This is a genomic window from Achromobacter sp. NFACC18-2, from assembly GCF_900108985.1.
Taxonomy (GTDB): Bacteria; Pseudomonadota; Gammaproteobacteria; order Burkholderiales; family Burkholderiaceae_B; genus Achromobacter.
In genome coordinates this window covers 159904-178496 of sequence record NZ_FNYM01000006.1, presented here as the reverse complement: position 1 = coordinate 178496, position 18593 = coordinate 159904, and the positions used below count along the sequence as shown (strand labels likewise).

Sequence of the window (18593 nt, the reverse complement as noted above, 5' to 3'; positions counted from 1 at the left end):
TCGTCGTGAGCGCACTCGTCAATCTCAGTATCGATGGCCATGTCGCCATCATTGAACTCAATCGTCCCGAGAAGCTGAACGCGATGACGCCCGAGATGGCCGACCTGCTGATCGCGGCGGTAGAGCAATGCAATACCGACCCGCAGGTGCGCGCGGTGATCCTGACCGGCGCGGGCCCCAAGGCCTTCTGCGCCGGCTCGGACATCACCGAGCTTGACCGCTACGCCACGCCCTGGGATTTCCGCAACCGACTCGACTACTGCGACTGCGTGCGCATGTTGAAGAAGCCCACGGTGGCGGCGATCAACGGCTATACCTTCGGCGGCGGCCTGGAGATGGCATTGGCCTGCGATATCCGCATCGCCGCCGACAACGCGCGCCTGGGCGCGCCCGAGATCAAGCTGGGCTGGATCGGCGGCGGCGGCATGACGGCGCAGCTCGTCCATGCGATCGGTCCGAGCAACGCCGCGATGATGGTGATGACCGGCGACCCCATCCGCGCCGAGCAGGCGCTGGCCTGGGGCCTGGTGAGCGAGGTGGTGCCGCAGGACCAGTTGCGCGAGCGCGCGCAGGCGCTTGCCGCCACCATCGCCTCGCGCGCGCCCATCGCGGCGGAGACGGCACGCGTCAATCTGCGCGCCGCGCTGTCGATGCCGCTGGAGAAGGCCGTGGAATACGAGCGCGATCTGCAGGCGATCTGCTTTGCCACGGCCGATGCCAAAGAAGGCCGCAAGGCATTTGAAGAAAAGCGCGCGCCGAAGTTCGAGCGGCGCTGACGGGGGGAGGAGCGGCCCGCCCCGCGCCGCACCTGACGCGCGCCCGTTCGGGTCGGTTGCCGGGCTCGCGATCACCCAACCTTGCGTTCCTCATCAGCCCAGAATGCATCCCGCATCTGCTTTCTGGCGACCTTGCCGTTGGCGTTTTTTGGCAGTTCGGCCAGCAGTTCGACGCTCCGCGGTTTTTTGAAGTCGGCCAGTTGCTTGCGGCAATGCTCGATCAGGTCGGCCGGGGTGGCCGTTTCACCCGGCTTGAGGACGATCATCGCCTTGACGGATTCGCCCCACAGTTTGTCGGGCACACCGAACACGCAGGCTTCGTAAACGGCGGGGTGCTGGTAGAGCGCCTGCTCGACCTCGGTCGGGTAGATGTTGAAGCCGCCCGAGATGATCATGTCCTTCTTCCGGTCGACGATGTACATGAAGCCTTCGTCGTCGGTGCGCGCCAGGTCGCCCGTATGCAGCCAGCCGTCGCGCAGCGCCTGCGCCGACAGTTCCGGCTCTTGCCAGTAGCCGGCAAAGACGTCCGGACCGCTGACGGTAATTTCGCCGATTTCGCCGGGCGCCACTTCCTGGCCATTTTCATCGACCAGCCGGACTTCACTTTCGCCGAAGGGCCGGCCGCAGGACAAGAGGCGCTCCGGATGGCCCGCCATCGCGTCGGCGTGATCCAACGCGCTTAGCAGAACCAGGCCGCCCGTTGTCTCGCCGGCGCCGTAGCCCTGGCTGAGCTTGGGTCCCAACGCTTCCCAGGCCTCGCGGATGCGGGCGGGAGCCATGGGCGCGCCGCCATAGGAGATCTGCCGCAGCGCAGACAGATCATGGCGATGCAGGTTCGGATGCGCGATCAGCATGTTGACCATCGTGGGCACCATGAAGCTGAAGGCCGCGCGGTGGCGGGCGGCTGACGCAAGAAAGGCCTCGGGCTCGAAGCGGTCGTGCAGCAGGATCGTGCCGCCCTGAAACAGGAACGGTTGCATGAACATGCCGCTGGCGTGCGTGATCGGCCCGGCCAGCGCCAGGACTTCGCCAGGATTCGCGCGCATGCGGCCCATGACGACCTTGCGCAGCGATGCCAAGCGGTTGCCGACCGTCTGCATGGCGGCCTTCAGCTTGCCGGTTGAACCCGACGTGAAATGGAGCACGGCCAGGTCTTGCGGCTGCATGGGCACATCCGGGTTGCGGTCGGCGGCAGCCTCCAGCAGGCGTTCGTAGGACCGCCATTCGCCTGTGTCCCGGCTTCCGGTCACCACGTGGTGGCGAACGGTTTCGAAGGCGTTGCGACGCGACTCGGCGTCCTCCAGATGCGCCGGATCCACGATAAACACAGAGGCCTGCGCGTTGTTGACCGAGTCCACCATCTCCTGCGGGGACAAGCGGGCGTTCAAGGCCACTTTGACCAGTCCCGCCTTGTACAGGGCGCATTCCAGTTCGATGATTTCGGGGCAATTCCAGGCCTGGATGGCGACGCGGTCGCCTTTGGTCAGGCCCAGCCCGAGCAGGGCATTGGCCAGTCGATTGGAACGGGTCTCCAACTGACCGAAGGTTATGGTGCGGTCGCCAAAAATGATGGCGGGACGGTCGCGCCAGTAGCGCGCATTGCGGGTGGTGTATCGGCCTTGGTTCATGACGGCTCCGTTTCGAATTTGGCTTGCCGCTATGCTGCGCGGCGCGGAGCACGGCCGCATAACCGGGACGCAAAACCTCATGCCGCTGCGTTATCGCGTCGGCGCGATTCCTGTACGTTATGGAGATCACCGGGTGTGGCATGACGCGGCGTCTGGCGCTGGGTTACCTCTATGCCAAAGGGGAGGCGACGGTCCGACCCCGACAAGAAACAGGAGACAGCAGTGGACAAACGACATATTCGGTTCGGAGTGAGGGGGGTTCGTCGCCTGGCAGAGGCGACCCTTGCCTTGGCAGGCCTGGCCGCCATCGCGCCGGCGCAGGCCGCGGACGCGGCGGCCAAGTATCCCGAAAAGCCCATACGCCTGATTGTTCCGTTCACGGCGGGCGGGCAGTTCGACTACATCGCCCGGCTGGTGTCGGTGCCGCTGGGCAAGGAGTTGGGGCAGACCATCATTGTCGAGAACGTGGGGGGCGGAGGAGGAAATCTGGGCGGCGGCAAGGTCGCCAGCGCGGCGGCTGATGGCTACACCCTGCTTGAATATGGCGGCAACTTTGCCATCGCGAAGCATTTGTCGCCCAAGCTGACGTTCGATCCGATCGCCGACCTGGCGCCGGTGTCGGGCCTGAGCATTGCGCCCCACGTGGTCCTGGTCAACAGCGCGTTGCCGATCAAGACGTTCGCCGAACTGCAGGCGTACGCCAAGGCCCATCCGGGCAAGCTCAGCTATGGCAGCCCGGGCGTGGGCTCGTCCATGCACCTGACGTTCGAAACCATCAAGCAGCACTTCGGCCTGGATGCCATCCACGTGCCATACCGCGGCGGCAGCAACGCGTTGAACGACTTGGCAGGCGGACAGATCGACATGGGCATCGTGGCCGTCGCGCCCGCCATGCCCTTTATTTCGTCGGGGAAAATCCGCGCGCTGGCCGTCACCAGCGAGCAGCGTGCGGCGTCCCTGCCTGACGTGCCGTCGATTGCCGAACTGGGCTACGCGGGCTTTGACAGCGGAAGCTGGGCGGGCATTGCCGTGCCGAAGGGCACGCCGCCCGCCGTGGTGGACCGGCTGAACGCGGCGATCCGCCGGGTCATGGCCGACCCGCAGGTCCTGCAAGCCCTGGAGTCGCAGTCGTTCAAATCCATCGCCGGGTCGCCGGCCGACATGGGCAAGCTCATCGACCAGGAGTCGGCGCGCTATGGACCGCTCATCCAGCGCCTAGGCCTGACGGCCGAATAGCGGACACCGCCCGGGACGCCGGCGTTATTTCACCTGCGCGCGTCGCTGCGCGTGCTGGCGCAGGATCTCCAGCAGCCGTTCGGTCAGCGGCGACTGGTAGCTGTTGCGCCGCGTCAGCACGCCGATCTGGCGATGCCAGGTCAGGTCCTCCAGCGGCACGATGGCAAGGTCATGGCCGGCGTGCGCCGACAGGGTCATTTCACTGACCAGCGTCAGCAGGTCGGTGCCATGCAGGATGCTCAGCAGGTTCGACACGGACGCATTGGATTCAATGGTCACTTCGGGCGGGGGCGAGCCGTGCTGCTCGAATCGGGTTTCCAGCCAGCGCCGGGAGGCGGCCTGCGGGCCGGGCAGCATCCACTTGTAGGGAGCAAGGTCGGCAAAGCGGACCTTGCGGCCGCTCAGCAAGGGATGGCCCGGCCGCGCCGCGGCATACAGGCGGTCGGCAAACAGCGGCTCGCAATCGAATTCGGCCGCGGTGGCGGATTCAAACAGCGAGCTGATCGCAAAGTCCAGGTCTCCCTGGCGCAGGGCGGGGATCAAGGCGTCGTTCAGGCTGACCATGACCTGCACCTTGGCCGCCGGCCGCTGCGACAGCAATTCGATGCAGGCGGGATTGAAGAACGGCTCGGCCAGCAGCGGGGTGACCCCCGCGCGCAGTTGCCCGATGCTGCCCCGATGCAGATCACCGGCTTCCTGCATCGCGTCGTCAAGCTCGCGCCGGGCCTGCACCGACCGTTGATAGAACGCGCGTCCGGGGATGGTCAGCTCCATGCCTTTGGGCGTGCGCAGGAACAACTGCAGCTTCAGTTCGTCTTCCAGGCGGCGGATTCCCTTGGTCAGCGCGGGCTGGCTGATGCCGATGCTGTCCGCGGCGCGGCCCACGTGCCCCAGGCGGGCAACGGCCAGGAAATAGTCCAGATCTTCCAGTCTCATGATTCCGCACGGTTATCAAGATCGAAGAAAAGATAATCACGAGGATGGTTGGCGCTGTCAAGCTGGGCACTACCAAGACAGGAGACATCATGCCCAACGACATACCGCTTACCCTGGCCGAGCTGCGCGAGCGGCTGCGGCAGTATCTGCAGGACGAACTGCTGCCGCTGGAGCGGTCGCTCAACCTGGGATACGAAGACACGTTCGAGCGCAGCCTGGTGCAATCCGTATGGAAACGGTGCCGGACCCTCGGACTGTATGGCCCGCAGCTTCCGGTGGCGCTGGGCGGGCAGGGCTTGTCCTATCGGGATCTGTGCGTGCTGAAGGACGACGTCGCCGCTTCCGGCGCCATCCTGTTTCCGCATGTGCTGGGCGACTGGGGCGGCCCGTCGCGCATCGGCAATCTGGTGCGCCATGCGACCCCGTATCAGCTGGAACGCTACATCATGCCCGTGATCCACGCCGAGCGCGGGGCCTGCTTTGCCATGACGGAACCGCAGTCGGGCTCCGATGCGACCCGGCTGCAGACCACTGCGGTCGAGGACGGCGACGACTACATCGTCACGGGCACCAAGCACTACATCACGGCGTCGATGTTCGCGGACTTCGCCATCACGATGTGCGTCACCGACCCGCAGGCAGGGACCGACGGCATCTCGGCGATATTCATCGACCTGGACAGCCCCGGCGTGCGGCTTGTGCACGACTGCGTGCCGATGACGGGCCAATACGTGGACGCGGACATCGTGTTCGACCAGGTCCGCGTGCCGAAGAAGAACCTGATCGGAGCGCCCGGGCAGGGCTTCAAGATCGCCATGAACCGCATCAGCGTAAACCGGCTGCTGCATTGTCCGACGATGATCGGCCTGGCGCGTCAGGCCTTCAGGCTGGCGGTGGACTACGCCAAGCACCGTCAGCAATTCGGCGGCCCGATCAGCCGCTTCCAGGCCATTCAGCACATGCTGGCCGACATGGCGACTGCGCTGTACGCCTGCGAACACATGGTGCTGGCGACGGCGGCAAAGGCCGACGCGGGCGAAGACGTGCGGGACGAGGCCGCCATGTGCAAGCTGTTCGTGTCCGAGCGTTGCTTCGACATCGCCGACAAGGCCATGCAGATCCACGGAAACGTGGGTGTGACGAAGAACCATCCCGTGGAGTTCATATTCCGCCGCCTGCGCCTTTACCGCATTGTCACCGGCACCAGCGAAATCCAGCGCAATACGATCGCCAAGGGAATCCTGGCATGACACGCGGCGGCGGCTATCTCAGCGGATTGACTGTGCTGGACCTGGGCCAGTTGCACCCGGGCCCATACACGGCGATGCTGCTCGGCCAGCTTGGCGCCACCGTGATCAAGGTGGAAAAGCCGCAGGGCGACACGGCGCGCCAGCTGGGCGCGGAGACGTTTGCCAAGTACAACCGCGGCAAGCAATCCATCTGCCTGGACTTCACGCGCGAGGAAGACCGGCGCACGCTCTTGCAGTTGGCGTCACGTAGCGACGTGCTGGTCGAAGGCTTCCGGCCCGGCGTCATGGCCAGGATGGGGTTGGACTACACCCGCCTGGCGCAAGCCAATCCACGCATCGTGATGTGTTCGATTTCGGGCTTTGGCCAGACAGGCCCCTACGCGCAGCGACCCGGCCACGATGTGAACTACCTGGCCCTGTCCGGCTATTGGGCCGTCCCATCGCAGGTGCGCGACGTGATGGGACGTCCGCGTTTGCGCCTGTCGGACTATTGCGCGGCCATGCATGCCGCCCTGGCGATCCTGGCCGCTGTCGACGACGCGCGCGTCTCGGGCGTGGGCCAGCATCTGGACGTGTCCATCCATGATGCGCTGACCGCCTGGATGGCGCCGGCCCTGCAGGCGATGAACGGGCCCGCCGGCGCGGCCATCGAGAACCTGCCGCATGTCATGCCCGACAACGACGTGTTCGAGACGGCCGATGGACGGCATCTTGCCCTGGGCATCCTGGAAGAGGCCTTCTGGCAAAACCTCTGCGAGGCGCTCGCGGCGGACTGTCCCGAATTGACCGCCGAGACCTACCGAACGCGGGCGGGACGGCTGGGCGACAAGCGGGCGCTGAACGACCGGCTGCGGGCATTGTTTGCCAGCCGCAGCCTGGATTATTGGGAAGGCGTGTTCCGCGGCCGCGACATTCCGTGGGCGCCGGTGCTTCGGCATGACGAGGTCTTCGACGATCCGCACGTCCGGAATCGGGGCGTGGTTGCCGAAACGCCGGACGGGCTTCGCGTGGCGTTTCCGGTCAAGTTCTCCAAGCCGCTGCCGGTACCGCCGGCGGCGGTGCCCGAACTGGACGGGAACCGGGATGAGATCCTGGCCTGGGCAAGCGGACGCGGGCCGACATAGGCGGGACGCCATGACCCGGAGGCTTCATGCGCGACAGATCGCGCGACAAGCGCCTCAGTTGGGCTGGTCCTTGCCCGGCTCCTCGGCCAGCACCTGCGGCGTGTTGTACGCGGCGTTGGGCGCATCGACGGGCTCCATGCGCAGCGGCTGATGCACCCGCGACGGCGGCACCAGCGACGCGGGGTCGTGCGGGTTGGTCCACAGCGGGTCCGGAATTTCCGCGAAGACCTGGCGCAGGCGTTCGCCCCAGGTGCCGCGGATCATGCGGAAGTACTCGTTGTGCTCGTCGATGCTGGCAAAGTGCGTCACGCGCAGCGAATTGGCGTCGTACACCAGCAGATCCAGCGGCAGGCCGACCGAGATGTTCGAGCGCAGCGTGGAGTCCATGGAGATCAGCGCGCACTTGGCGGCCTCGTCCAGCGAGGTGTCGGGCCGCAGCACGCGGTCCAGGATGGGTTTGCCGTACTTGGCCTCGCCGATCTGGAAATACGGGCATTCCTGGCCGGCTTCGATGAAGTTGCCCGCCGAATACACCTGGAACAGGCGGCATTGCTCGGCGCCGATCTGCCCGCCGAAGATCATGCTGACGTTGAAGTCCACGCCCTGCTCGTGCAGCGCGTCGGCCTCGCTGCGGTAGACCTCGCGGACCGCGGCGCCGACCAGGCGCGCGGCCGCGAACATGTCGGGCACGTTCCAGAGGGTGTCGGCGCCTTCCTCGCGCTGGCGGGTCAGCACGTTCAGCACGGCCTGGCTGACCGCCAGGTTGCCGGAGGTCATAAGGACCATGACGCGCTCGCCCGGCCGTTCAAAGACGGTCATCTTGCGAAAGACGCTGATCTGGTCGACGCCGGCGTTGGTGCGGGAGTCGGAAAGAAAAACCAGGCCGGATTCGAGGCGGGCCGCTACGCAGTAGGTCATGATCGAAAATAGGGGAAAACCACCACGCATTGTATTGCGGCGCGGCGGGCCGGATGTCAAGGCCCGGATTTACCGTCCGGACGTCGGCGCCCGGCCGTTACTGCTGCGCGCCGGCCTGGACCTGGACGGTGATTTCCATGGACTCCTCGCCGCCGCCGGTGCGCACGCCGCGCACCGGCGAGGCCGAGTCGTAATCCCGTCCCACCGCCAGCCGGCAATGGCACTCGGAGGCGAACTGGCTGTTGGTGATGTCCACGCTGGTCCACCCCACGTCGGATAGCCACACGTCGGCCCAGGCGTGGCTGGCCGCGTGTTCCGCGGTGGTGTACAGATAGCCGCTGACGTAGCGGGCGGGCACGTTCAGGCCCCGCACGCACGCCAGGAACAGGTGGGCGTGGTCCTGGCACACGCCGTGTCCCAGGGCGAGCACCTGGTTGGCGGCGGTGGTCACGTCCGTGGTGCCGGGCTCGTAGGCGACGCGCTCGTGGATCGCGGCGGCCAGGGTCAGGATGTCGTCCGACGTGGTCAGCCCGTTCGGCAGCACCGCGCGCGCGAATTGATGGATGGTCTCGTCCGCCTGCGTCAGCGGTGTCGGCACGCAATAGGCGTGCACCGGCAGGCGGCTGTCTTCGCTGCCCAGGACGCCGCGCGTCAGGGGCGCCACCAGCACCTGGCCGGAAACGCGCAGCGCGATATCGGTATGCGGCTGGTTCAGGGTCAGCGTGTGCGTGATGTTGCCGTAGGCGTCGACCTGCTTGTCCAGGTGGCCCGGCGCCTCGATGTTCCAGCGCAGCACGCGCTGGTGTTCGTCGTCGCGCGGCGTCAGGCGCAGGGTCTGGATGCTGTAGTTCACCGGCGCGGTGTAGCGGTAATGCGTGACGTGCGTGATGATCTGCTTCATTGCTGCCTCCTTGTTATGCCGACAGGGGCACCAGGAAATCCTGGCTGATCCGGTTGCCCAGGTCGTTGATGCGGTCCAGGAAGCGGTCCAGGTATTGATGCAGCCCGCTGGCCAGAATGTCTTCGACGCGGCCGTACTGCAGCTCGGCGCACAGCATGCCGGCGCGCCGCTCGGTCTCGGTCGAGCGTTGGTTCGCGACGCGCGCCAGGTCGTCGGCCACGGCTTGCATCGAGGCCAACAGCGACCGCGGCATGTCCCCGTGCAGGATCAGCAGGTCGGCCACGCGGTCGGGCGTGATGACGTCGCGGTAGACCTTGCGGTAGATCTCCAGGCCCGACACGGAACTGAGCAGGGCCGACCAGCGGTAGAATTCGCTCTGCACGCCCACGGCGTTGACCGGGTCGGCGCGGCCGTCCTGCGTGCTGGCGCCGCCGCGCTCATGGAACTTGACGTCCAGCATCCGCGCCGTGTTGTCGGCGCGTTCCAGGTGCATGCCGATGCGCATGAAGTACAGCGCCTCGTCTTCCAGCATGGTCCCGATCGTGACGCCGCGCGCCAGGTGCGAGCGGAACTTCACCCATTCGAAGAATTCGCCCGGATTGCGCTCCAGCAGGCCGGTGTGCAGATGCTTCAGCAGCTCCAGCCAGGTGGTGTTGTAGGTTTCCCAGACCTCTGTCGTGAGGCTGCCGCGCACGGCGCGCGCATTTTCACGGGCGGCGCGCATGCAGGAATAGATCGACGAGGGATTCTCGGGATCGCGCACCATGTATTCCAGCACGTCGCGCGGCGAGATCGACGCGTATCTGCTCTGGTACAGGCCCTGCAGCTCGGAAATGCGCAGCACGCCCAGCCAGGAGCCTTCGCGGGTGCGCGTGTCCTGCGGCAGCAGCGACATCTGCAGGTTCACGTCCAGCATGCGGGCGGTGTTCTCGGCGCGTTCGGTATAGCGGCACATCCAGAACAGGTTGTCGGCGGTTCGGCTCAGCATGGTCAGTCCTCCAGCACCCAGGTGTCCTTGGTGCCGCCGCCCTGGCTGCTGTTGACCACCAGCGAGCCCTCGGTCAGCGCGACGCGGCACAGGCCGCCCGGCACGGTGCGGATCTCCTTGCCGCACAGCACGTAGGGACGCAGGTCCACGTGGCGCGGTGCGACCCCCGATTCCACGTAGGTGGGCGTGGTCGACAACGCCAGCGTGGGCTGCGCGATGTAGTTGGCGGGATTGGCCCGCACGCGGTCCCTGAACGCATCGACCTCGGCGCGCGAGGCCGACGGCCCGACCAGCATGCCGTAGCCGCCGGCGCCGTGCACTTCCTTGACCACCAGGTCATGCATGTTGGCCAGCACGTGGGACAGCTCGTCCGGCCGGCCGCAGCGCCAGGTCGGCACGTTCGACAGGATGGGCTCTTCGCCCAGGTAGAAGCGGATCATGTCGGGCACGTACAGATAGGTGGACTTGTCGTCGGCGATGCCGGTGCCGATCGCATTGGCCAGCGTGACGCGGCCGGCGCGGTAGACCGACAGCAGTCCCGGCACGCCCAGCGCGGAATCGGCGCGAAACGCCAGCGGATCGAGGAAATCGTCGTCCAGCCGCCGGTAGATCACATCCACCTTGCGGGGGCCGCGGGTGGTGCGCATGTAGACGGTGTTCTGCTCGACGAACAGGTCCTGGCCTTCCACCAGTTCCACGCCCATCTGCTGCGCCAGGAAGGCGTGTTCGAAGTAGGCCGAGTTGTACATGCCGGGCGTCAGCACCACCACGGTGGGGTCGTCGCCGCCATGCGGCGCGACTTCGCGCAGGTTGTCCAGCAGCAGGTCGGGGTAGTGCGCGACCGGCTCGACCTTGATGCGGCCAAAGGCGTCAGGCATGAGCCGCATCGACATCTTGCGGTTTTCCAGCATGTAGGAAACCCCGGACGGCACGCGCAGGTTGTCCTCCAGCACGTAGAACTCGCCCGCGCCGGCTCGCACGATGTCCACGCCCGCAATGTGGCAATAGATGTCCTCGGCCACGTCGACGTCCTGCATCTCGGGGCGGTACTGGGCATTCAGGAACACCTGCTGGGCCGGCACGATGCCGGCGCGCACGATGTCGTGGCCGTGGTAGATGTCGCGGATGAACAGGTTCAGGGCGCGCACGCGCTGCTTCAGGCCGGCTTCCAGGTGCCGCCATTCCTCGGCCGGGATGATGCGGGGGATGAGGTCGAACGGGATGAGGCGCTCGGTGCCGGCGGCGTCGCCCGCGACCGAAAACGTGATGCCGACGCGGCGAAAGCTCAGGTCGGCTTCCAGCCGGCGCACGGCCATGGCCTCGTCCGATTGCTCGTTGTGCCAGCGCTCGAAGGCCTGGTAATGGGAGCGTATGCGATTCTCGCCATCGCGCATCTCGTCATACGCGGGGGGACGGGCGGGTCGGTCCTTCATGGCTCCTCCGATGCAGATGCTTGCGGCCGCTTGCGCGCGGCCGTCGTCCGGCCGTTGCCGGCTGGTCCTGAGTTACAAGCAACCCTCATGCCAGCTTTTGCGGCAGACGGGGGATTTCAAGACCAATATGCGCTGAAGGCGGAGGAATTGCCATCCCCAGGGCGGGCGATCGTGCAAATCCGGGGACGGGCCGCGACGGGCGGCCTCGCATGCGCCGTGACGCCGTGCACCGTCCTGGTGCGCGGCGCCGGCCGAAACTGGTGCGTCAGTTCAGCCGGTAGGAATGCAGGGTGGTGCCGCCCGTGCCGCCTTGCTCCAGCGGCGCCTGCGGCACCCAGCCGTCCTGGGTCAGCACCGCGTCCAGCCGGACGTCATGCGCGGCGGGGACGTATCCCGGATCGAGCTCGCCGCAGCTCCAGGCGATGCCGATGGCGATAAAGGGGTGGCCGCGCTGGCGCAGGGCGGCGAGCGTGCGGTCGTAGTAGCCGCCGCCATAGCCCAGCCGGTCGCCCTGTTCCGTATAGCCCAGGGTGGGCACCAGCACCACGTCGGGCAGCAGTTCCGGGCCTGCCACGGGTTCCTGGATCCCGTATGGGCCGGCGCGCAGCTCGGCCTCGGGCGTCCACGGCAGGAATGCCAGGGGCGCGTTGCGCTCGCGCACCACGGGCAGCGCGACCGTCATGCCGGCTTCGGCCCACTGCGTCAGCAGGGGGCGCAGGTCGGGTTCGTCGGCCATGGGCCAGAAGGCGGCGACGGTGGTGGGGGCCGGATTGCCCGCCTGCACGGCCTGGTCGCTGGCCACGTTCAGCCAGGTGAAGAGCCGTGCGCGCATGAGCAATCCGCCGCGGCTGCGCTGATCTTCCGGCAATTCGGCGCGCAATTTGCGCAATCGCGTGCGGTGGACTGCGGTATCCTCTGGAGTATTTTGCGTAGTCATGCGGTGGCTGTAACCGGGGGGTTGAAGATGAAGGCAAACATGCTGAAGACGAACTTGCGTATCGTCGGCGCGCGGATCGGCACCCGTGTCAGCATGCGGCTTGGCATGCGGGAGCGTCCCACGACGGACACCCGACAGCCCTCACGGTATCAGAATTCTCCGCCGCAAGCCGCCGCCGACGCCCGTGCGAGCCTGCGCCGCTGGCTGCCCCTGCTGGCGCTCTTTACCGCCGCCTGTGCCCCGGTGGACGCGCAGCAACGCAGCGCCGCCATCAATACCCAGCCCCAGCCCGCCCCGCAGGCGGCCCAGCCGATGATCGCCGTGCCCCCCGCGGTGCTGGCGGGCCTGCCCCCCACCGCGGAAACGCCCGCGCTGGCCGCCGTCGTGGCCGCCCGCGAGGCCATGAATCGCAAGCAATGGTCCGTGCTGGGCGCGCTCGTGCCGCAGGCCAAGGGCGATCCGCTGGGCATGTACCCCGAATACTGGCTGCTGCGCTATCAGCTCTGGAGCCCGCCCGCCACCGGCCGTCCCGCCGCAGCCCTGCAGACGTTCATCAGCAGCAACGGCGACGCCTATCTGGCGGACCGCCTGCGCGGCGACTGGCTGCTGGCCGCCGCCCGCAGCGGCGACTTCGAAACCGTGCGCAAGCTCGCGCCCGTCAAGAACAGCAATGCGCAGATCGAATGCGCCATCCTGGACGGCAAGCACATGACCGGCCAACGCGCCACCGCCGAGCAGGCCATGGCCGTGTTCGCGCCGGGCAGCGCGTGCTGGGCGCTGTACGACCAGCTCGTGGCGGACGGCATCCTGGGCTGGGAGCAGCTCGAACCGCAACTGCGTGACGCCATCGAGGCCAACAAGACCACGGACGCGCGCAAGTTCGTGCAGTACATGTTCGAGCCGCGCGACGTGAAGACCTACGATGTCCTCATGAAGGACCCCATGAAGTGGCTGACCCGCCAGGACCGCATGCCGGTGGGCCGCAACGAAAAGGAACTGGTCACCATCGCGCTGGCCCGCCTGGCGCGTTCGGACGTCGGCGTGGCCGATTCCTACCTGCGCCGCGAGTGGGCCAAGTCCATGTCCAAGTCCAACCTGGCATGGGTGCGCGGCCAGTACGCGCTCGCTGCCGCGCTCGATCTGGACAGCCGGGCGAACGACTGGTATCGCGAGGCCGGCCACATCCGCATGACGGAATACAACGCGGCCTGGAAGGTGCGCGCCGCCTTGCGCCAGCCCAAGATCGACTGGAAGTGGGTCGTCGAATCCATCGACGAAATGCCGCCCTCGCAACAGGCGGAGACGGCCTGGGTGTACTGGAAGGCGCGCGGCCAGGCCGCGCTGGGGCACAAGGACAAGGCGCAGGCCGCCTACGCCAGCATCGCCGACCGCTTCGACTTCTACGGCCAGCTCGCGGCCGAAGAGCTGGGCCGCCGCATCGACGTGCCCCCGCGCCCCGCGCCCATCAGCGACCGTGAGATCGCCGAGGCGCGCGCCAATCCGGGCCTGCAGCGGGCCGTCCTGCTGTTCCGCCTGGGCTGGCGCGCCGAGGCGGTGCCGGAATGGAACTACTCGCTGCGCGGCATGAACGACCGCCAGCTCATGGCGGCGGCCGAACTGGCCCGCGCCGAGAACATCTATGACCGCGTGGTCAACACCTCGGACCGCACCGAGAAGGAGTTCGACTTCAGTCAGCGCTTCATCGCGCCCTTCGAGGGACGGGTGACGGCCAAGGCCAACGCCATCGCCCTCGATCCGGCGTGGGTCTACGGGCTGATCCGCCAGGAATCGCGCTTCATCATGAATGCGCGCTCGCATGTGGGCGCCTCCGGCCTGATGCAGCTCATGCCGGCCACGGCCAAGTGGGTCGCCGGCAAGATCGGCATGAGCGATTTCACGCCCGCGAGCGTCAATGATTTCGACACCAACACCGAACTGGGCACCAACTACCTGAACATCGTGTTGCGCGACCTGAACGGGTCGCAGATGCTGGCCAGCGCGGGTTACAACGCCGGCCCGGGTCGGCCGCGCAACTGGCGCTCGACCTTCTCGCATCCTGTCGAAGGCGCCATCTTCGCCGAGACCATCCCCTTCACCGAAACGCGCATCTACGTGAAGAACGTAATGTCCAACGCCACGTATTACGCGGCGATGTTCAGTGGACAACCCCAATCGCTGAAGGAACGCCTGGGCAACGTCGTGCCGGTGGGCACCGAAACCGCCGCCGCGCGATGACGAGGGACCCGGCCACCGAGGGCCTGCGCGCCTATGTCGTGGGCGGGGCGGTGCGCGATGCGCTGCTCGGCCTGTCCCCCGGCGACCACGACTGGGTCGTGGTGGGCGCCACGCCCGAAGACATGACGCGCCGCGGCTTCATCCCGGTCGGCGGCGATTTCCCCGTCTTCCTGCACCCCCGCACGAAAGAGGAATACGCCCTGGCGCGCACCGAGCGCAAGTCGGGGCGCGGCTACAAGGGGTTCACCTTCTACACGGGCGCGGACGTCACGCTCGAAGACGACCTGCGCCGGCGCGACCTGACGGTCAACGCCATCGCGCAGACCGAGGACGGCGACCTCGTGGATCCGCTGGGCGGCGCGGACGACCTGCGCGCCCGCATCTTTCGCCATGTGGGCGACGCCTTCGAGGAAGACCCCGTGCGCATCCTGCGCCTGGGCCGCTTCGCCGCGCGCTTTGCCGACTTCAGCGTGGCGCCCGAAACGATGGAACTGTGCCGCCGCATGGTGCAGGCCGGCGAGGCCGATGCGCTGGTGGCCGAACGGGTCTGGAAGGAGCTGTCGCGCGGCCTGATGGCCGATGCGCCGTCGCGCATGCTGGACGTATTGCAGGCATCCGGCGCGCTGGCGCGCGTGATGCCGGAACTGCGCGGCGCCGACGAGGTCGGCCCGCAGCTGGATCGCGCCGCCGGACTGGGCCTGCCGCTGGCAAGCCGCTACGCCCTGATGTGCAGGCTGACGCCCGAGCGCGAGGCCCTTGGCCGGCGCATGCGCGTGCCCACCGAATGCAATGACTATGCGCGCCTGCTGCCGGAAGTGCTCGGCGCGCTGGATGCCTTGGACGGCATGCCGGCGGGCCCGGATGGCGCCGACACGCAATTGGCGCTGATGGAGCGCGCCGACGCCTTGCGCAAGCCCGGCCGCTTTTTCGATCTGCTGGATGCCGCCGCGATCTTGCGGCCGGTGGACAAGCCCGCCTGGGAGTCGCGGGTGGCGGCGGTGCGCGGCGTGGATGCCGGCGCCATCGCCAAGTCCTGCGCCGGCGAGCCGGCACGCATCAAGGAAAGCGTGCGCCAGGCGCGGCTGGCGCGGTTGCAGGCGGGCTGAGGCCGGTTTTCCCTGGCGGGCGCGTCGCCGGCCCGCCCGGCGCCCGGCTTACAGCTTGCCCAGCCGGTCGCCGCGCGAGAAGCCCGACAGGGGCGCCGTCATGCCGCGCCCGACCGCCAGCACCTTGAACAACTCGCCCATCTCGGCTTCTGACAGCAGCTTCTGCACGGGCGCGACCGCTTGCGCGTAGGCCTGCGCATCCGACGGGTCCAGGCCGGCCAGCAGCTCCATCAGGCCGGCATTCATGAGAAAGCGCGCCTGGGACGTGTAGCCCAGCACCTGCAGCCCGGCCGCGAGCGCGGCATCGGCCATCGCCGTGAAATCCACGTGGGCGGTGATGTCCTGCAGGCCGGGCGCGGTGAAGGGATCGCCGTGCGCGTGGTGGCGCAGATGGCACATCAGCGTGCCGCCGGCGCGTTGCGGATGGTAGTACTCGCTGCGCGGGAACCCATAGTCCACCAGCAGGGCCGCGCCGCGCTCCAGCCAACTGCCCATGGCCGAGATCCAGGCTTCGCCCTGCAGATTGATTTCCGACACGTAGCCGGGCAGCGCCGGCATGCGCGCCGCGACGGCGGCCGCCAGCGCCGCGGGCGCCGGGCGGTCTTCCCAGATGAAGGCGCCGTCGGCATCCAGGGCCACGCCGCGCTCCAGCACGTCGCCCGCGCCGCTCCAGGCAAAGAGCGACACCGGCATCGCGTCCAGCACTTCGTTGGCCAGCACGCAGCCCGAGAACGCGCGGGGCAGGGCGTCCAGCCATTGCACCCGGTCGCCAAAGGGCGCCAGCCGTTCGGCCTGGCGGGCGCGCAGGTCCGCCGACACTTCCAGGATCAGATAACGCGTGTCCGCCAGGCCCTGCGCATCCAGCTCGCGCAATACGCCCTCGGCGAGGGCGCCGGTGCCGGCGCCGAACTCCAGCACGGTGTGCGTGCCGGTCTGGCGCAGCACCTCGGCCGCCTGCCGCGCCAGCGTGCGCGCAAACAGGGGCGTGAGCTGCGGCGCGGTCACGAAGTCGCCGGCGGGCGTTTTACCGCCATCGTCCGCGTCGGCCAGCTTGACGTTGCCCGCCGCGTAGTAACCCAGTCCGGGCGCATACAGGGCTTCGGCCATCCAGTGGTCGAACGGCAGCCAGCCGCCATTGGCCGCGATCGCGGCGCGCAGGTGCGCGGCGACGGCATTGCTGTGTTGCTGCGCGGCGGGGGAGAGCGAGGGCAGATTGGCGGGGGCAGGGCGTTGCATGGGGAATTCAGGCGTGGGTAATACGGCATTTTCCCAAAAAAAAGCCCGCGGCATTTGCCGCGGGCTTTTGGGATCAGTCGGGCTGCTTAGCCGCGGCGATCGTTCGACTTGACGAAGCGCTTGGCGGGACCGCCGGGACGCTTGTCGAACGAGGGCTTGGCACGGAAGCCGCCTTCGGGACGGTCACCGCCGCGAAAACCGCCTTCGCGTTGCGGACGGTCGCCGAAGCTGGGGCGATCGCCGAAGCTGGGACGCGAATCGCGGTCGCCGCCACGGAAGCCGCCTTCACGCGGGCCGCGCTCGCTGAACGGGCGCGCATCGCGTTGGGGGCGGTCGCCGAAGCTGGGACGGTCGCCAAAGCTGGGACGCGAATCGCGATCGCCGCCGCGGAAGCCGCCTTCACGCTGGGGGCGGTCGCCGTAGGGACGATTGCCCTGGTAGCCGCCTTCGCGCTGGGGACGATCGCCGAAGCTGGGACGGTCACCGAAGGAACGCTGGGGACGGTCGCCGAACGGGCGGTCGCCTTGGTAGCCACCTTCGCGCGGCTTGAACTCGCCACGCGGACCGCCGAACGAACGGCCTTCGCGGGGCGCGCCGTCGCGGTTGCCCTGGTAGCCGCCGCCATGGCGCGAGCCGCCGAAGCCGCCGGGACGCTTGCCGAAGGGCTTGCCGCCACGCGGCGCGGCGCCGGTCGACGGACGCGGGGTGCGCTTGGGCTCCAGGCCGGCAATCACTTCAGGGGTGATCGACTGGCCGATGTAGTGCTCGATGCGGCGGACCTTGTGGCGCTCGGAGTGCGTGGCCAGCGTGAAGGCCAGGCCGTTGCGGCCGGCGCGGCCGGTGCGGCCGATGCGGTGCACGTAGTCTTCGGCCTGCATCGGCAGGTCGAAGTTCACGGCGTGGCTGATGCCTTGCACGTCGATGCCGCGGGCGGCCACGTCGGTGGCCACCAGGATGCGCAGTTGGCCGCGTTGCAGTTGCGACAGCGTGCGGGTGCGTTGGCGCTGGTTCATGTCGCCGTGCAGGGCGGCGGCGGCAAAGCCCTGGTCGGCCAGGCGGTCGGCCAGGTCGTCCGCGCCGCGCTTGGTCGACGTGAAGACGATGGCCTGGTCCAGCGAGGCGTCACGCAGCACGTGATCCAGCAGTTGCATCTTGTGGCTGGCGTCGTCCGCGTACAGCAGGCTTTGCGTGATGTTGGTGTGCTTTTCCTTGCTGCCGGCCATCTCGATGCGCTGCGGATCGCGCATCATGCGCGCCGCCAGCTTGGCGATCGTGCCGTCCAGCGTGGCCGAGAACAGCAGCGTCTGGCGGTCTTCGGGCAGGCGGCCGACGATGGTTTCGATGTCTTCGATGAAGCCCATGTCCAGCATGCGGTCGGCTTCGTCCAGCACCAGCGTGTGCACGGTGTTGAGCTTGACGCGGCCCGATTGCAGGTGGTCGATCAGGCGGCCGGGGGTGGCGACCAGCACGTCCACGCGGCGCGACAGCGCCTTCAGTTGCGCGCCGTAGGGCATGCCGCCCACGACGGTGGCGGTGCGCAGGTCGGCCAGCTTGCGGCCGTAGGTGGCGGTGGCTTCGGTGACCTGCAGGGCCAGTTCGCGCGTCGGGGTCAGCACCAGCACCTGGACGCCAACGCCCTTGTTGGCGGGCATCTGGGCAATGCGATGCAGGGCGGGCAGCATGAAGGCGGCGGTCTTGCCGCTGCCCGTCTGCGAGGAAACCATCAGGTCATGGCCGGCCAGTGCTTGCGGAATGGCGGCAGCCTGAACGGGGGTGGGGGTGGCGAAGCCAGCTTCTTGAACGGCCGACAACAGAGCGGGCGCGAGGCCCAGGGTATCAAAAGACATTACTTTCCCTTGCCGCAATCAATGCGACGCAGTGCTTGGTCG

15 protein-coding genes are annotated in these 18593 nt (G+C 67.8%); 6 read left to right on the top strand and 9 right to left on the bottom strand.

Annotation, left to right across the window (positions count from 1 at the left end):
- Nucleotides 1–5: 5 nt before the first annotated feature.
- On the top strand, nucleotides 6–776 hold the full coding sequence (locus BMW75_RS11330) for an enoyl-CoA hydratase/isomerase family protein (protein WP_092579330.1): 771 nt from the start codon (nucleotides 6–8) through the stop codon (nucleotides 774–776).
- Between the two features lie 71 nt (nucleotides 777–847).
- Here BMW75_RS11330 and BMW75_RS11325 read toward each other — a convergent pair whose 3' ends face one another.
- A complete protein-coding gene (locus BMW75_RS11325) occupies nucleotides 848–2404 on the bottom strand; it encodes an AMP-binding protein (protein ID WP_092579328.1) in 1557 nt (518 codons plus the stop codon).
- A 288-nt stretch (nucleotides 2405–2692) separates the two neighbouring features.
- Here BMW75_RS11325 and BMW75_RS11320 point away from each other — a divergent pair, with 288 nt between their 5' ends.
- Nucleotides 2693–3640, top strand: a complete 948-nt coding sequence (locus BMW75_RS11320) for a Bug family tripartite tricarboxylate transporter substrate binding protein (RefSeq protein ID WP_175493148.1) — start codon at nucleotides 2693–2695, stop codon at nucleotides 3638–3640.
- Between the two features lie 24 nt (nucleotides 3641–3664).
- Here BMW75_RS11320 and BMW75_RS11315 read toward each other — a convergent pair whose 3' ends face one another.
- Entirely contained in the window at nucleotides 3665–4576 is a 912-nt protein-coding gene (locus BMW75_RS11315; protein ID WP_092579324.1) for a LysR family transcriptional regulator, read from the bottom strand.
- Nucleotides 4577–4665: 89 nt separating this feature from the next.
- On the opposite strand from BMW75_RS11315, the gene BMW75_RS11310 reads away from it, so the two are divergent.
- Nucleotides 4666–5826 carry an acyl-CoA dehydrogenase family protein gene (locus tag BMW75_RS11310; protein WP_092579321.1) on the top strand — a complete coding sequence of 387 codons (1161 nt, stop codon included), beginning with the start codon at nucleotides 4666–4668 and terminating at the stop codon, nucleotides 5824–5826.
- Nucleotides 5823–6950: a CaiB/BaiF CoA transferase family protein gene (locus BMW75_RS11305; RefSeq protein ID WP_092579319.1), complete on the top strand. Its 1128-nt coding sequence runs from the start codon at nucleotides 5823–5825 to the stop codon at nucleotides 6948–6950. The genes BMW75_RS11310 and BMW75_RS11305 overlap by 4 nt, the downstream gene beginning before the upstream one ends.
- Before the next feature lie 54 nt (nucleotides 6951–7004).
- Here the strand turns inward: BMW75_RS11305 and BMW75_RS11300 are convergent, their stop codons facing one another.
- The 5 genes from BMW75_RS11300 to BMW75_RS11280 all read right to left on the bottom strand — a co-directional run bounded on the left by BMW75_RS11300 (nucleotide 7005) and on the right by BMW75_RS11280 (nucleotide 12127).
- Complete coding sequence (locus BMW75_RS11300; protein WP_076518472.1) at nucleotides 7005–7868, bottom strand: proteasome-type protease; 864 nt, start codon at nucleotides 7866–7868, stop codon at nucleotides 7005–7007.
- Between the two features lie 97 nt (nucleotides 7869–7965).
- A complete protein-coding gene (locus BMW75_RS11295; protein ID WP_092579317.1) occupies nucleotides 7966–8769 on the bottom strand; it encodes a transglutaminase family protein in 804 nt (267 codons plus the stop codon).
- A 13-nt stretch (nucleotides 8770–8782) separates the two neighbouring features.
- Entirely contained in the window at nucleotides 8783–9757 is a 975-nt protein-coding gene (locus BMW75_RS11290) for an alpha-E domain-containing protein (RefSeq protein WP_092579315.1), read from the bottom strand.
- 2 nt (nucleotides 9758–9759) lie between these two features.
- Entirely contained in the window at nucleotides 9760–11190 is a 1431-nt protein-coding gene (locus BMW75_RS11285; protein ID WP_076518475.1) for a circularly permuted type 2 ATP-grasp protein, read from the bottom strand.
- 265 nt (nucleotides 11191–11455) lie between these two features.
- Nucleotides 11456–12127 (bottom strand): 5-formyltetrahydrofolate cyclo-ligase, encoded by a 672-nt coding sequence (locus tag BMW75_RS11280; RefSeq protein WP_092579313.1) that lies wholly within the window; start codon nucleotides 12125–12127, stop codon nucleotides 11456–11458.
- Between the two features lie 192 nt (nucleotides 12128–12319).
- Between BMW75_RS11280 and BMW75_RS11275 the strand changes: the two genes are divergently transcribed.
- Together BMW75_RS11275 and BMW75_RS11270 are read left to right on the top strand one after the other, a co-directional pair.
- Complete coding sequence (locus BMW75_RS11275; RefSeq protein ID WP_175493153.1) at nucleotides 12320–14362, top strand: lytic transglycosylase domain-containing protein; 2043 nt, start codon at nucleotides 12320–12322, stop codon at nucleotides 14360–14362.
- On the top strand, nucleotides 14359–15468 hold the full coding sequence (locus BMW75_RS11270) for a CCA tRNA nucleotidyltransferase (RefSeq protein WP_092579309.1): 1110 nt from the start codon (nucleotides 14359–14361) through the stop codon (nucleotides 15466–15468). Before BMW75_RS11275 ends, BMW75_RS11270 begins: the two co-directional genes overlap by 4 nt.
- Nucleotides 15469–15516: 48 nt before the next feature.
- Here the strand turns inward: BMW75_RS11270 and BMW75_RS11265 are convergent, their stop codons facing one another.
- The gene (locus tag BMW75_RS11265) at nucleotides 15517–16704 is read right to left on the bottom strand and encodes a class I SAM-dependent methyltransferase (protein WP_092579307.1); all 1188 of its coding nucleotides are present in this window, start codon (nucleotides 16702–16704) and stop codon (nucleotides 15517–15519) included.
- 86 nt (nucleotides 16705–16790) lie between these two features.
- On the bottom strand, nucleotides 16791–18551 hold the full coding sequence (locus tag BMW75_RS11260) for a DEAD/DEAH box helicase (RefSeq protein WP_092579305.1): 1761 nt from the start codon (nucleotides 18549–18551) through the stop codon (nucleotides 16791–16793).
- Between the last annotated feature and the right edge of the window lie 42 nt (nucleotides 18552–18593).